Annotated in this window: 2 protein-coding genes; one reads left to right on the plus strand and one right to left on the minus strand. The window is 37.2% G+C overall.

Annotated elements, in window-relative coordinates; translation table 11 throughout:
* Positions 1-122: 122 nt before the first annotated feature.
* On the minus strand, positions 123-467 hold the full coding sequence (locus NE664_12465) for a hypothetical protein (protein ID MCQ4727453.1): 345 nt from the start codon (positions 465-467) through the stop codon (positions 123-125).
* Positions 468-574: 107 nt separating this feature from the next.
* On the opposite strand from NE664_12465, the gene NE664_12470 reads away from it, so the two are divergent.
* Positions 575-730 carry a hypothetical protein gene (locus tag NE664_12470; GenBank protein MCQ4727454.1) on the plus strand — a complete coding sequence of 52 codons (156 nt, stop codon included), beginning with the start codon at positions 575-577 and terminating at the stop codon, positions 728-730.
* The last annotated feature ends 107 nt before the right edge of the window (positions 731-837 follow it).

Raw genomic sequence — 837 nt, forward strand, 5'->3', positions numbered from 1 at the left:
TACCACAAAAATAGTTGATAGCAAAATGGATCAGGGTCCGAAAAAAAACGAGAAGATTACGAGTAGAAAATTAGAGTGTAGTCGCCCATTAACTGATGAAGAGAAAAATGATATCAAAGAGATTATAGATTATTTAGATAGTTTATAATTTCTTCAATATCTTTATCTGGCTTCATTGAGTCAGTGACGATATCAAACAATTCTGCAAGTTGTTCACAAGTGTACGCATTATCTGTTTTTTCAGAATTTAGTGGCATTATTGATATAAAGTATTCTGCTTCAGCATTATCATCAAAAATTGGATTAGTATTAAAACATTTTGAGATAATCACTCTTTTGTTCGGCGTTTCAAAAGAAAAACTGTTGCAGTCAACGCATGGGTGTGGTGCATATAACGATTCAGCCCAATTGATTTTCTTATCCAAAGTAGTCCAGATAAGTGAAGAAACCAATTTATCTATTTCCATACAAATATCCCCTCTCTTTTGTACTCGGCGCTGCAACGCCTGTACTTAGATTATAGGAGATCTGTAACCAAATGGCAATATATGGGGAATGAAAGGATGCGATAACAATGATTAAAGTGAATATAGAACAGATACCGGAAAGCACTACAAATCCAATGGCAAGATCACTCGGTGAGATTATCAAGATATATTTTGAAAATCCGGATAATATGAGGGAGTTCGAAGAGTGGAAGAAAAGCCGTGGAAAACAGGAGGCAGGATAATGGATATGAAAAACTACTTTGCAGGATTTAGCGCCAGATATTGGAATCGTATGTTTCACGAGGCGTACGAGGGCCGTAGGAGTTACCGGACGGCGGCGCAGGTCGAG

Source organism: Anaerotignum faecicola (assembly GCA_024460105.1).
In the GTDB taxonomy this organism is placed as follows: domain Bacteria; phylum Bacillota; class Clostridia; order Lachnospirales; family Anaerotignaceae; genus JANFXS01.

What these genes read in the sequence shown, in the direction of transcription:
- NE664_12470 (MCQ4727454.1), top strand. Translation starts at nt 575, where the DNA reads ATGATTAAAGTGAATATAGAACAGATACCGGAAAGCACTACAAATCCA.
- NE664_12465 (MCQ4727453.1), bottom strand. Translation starts at nt 467, where the DNA reads ATGGAAATAGATAAATTGGTTTCTTCACTTATCTGGACTACTTTGGAT.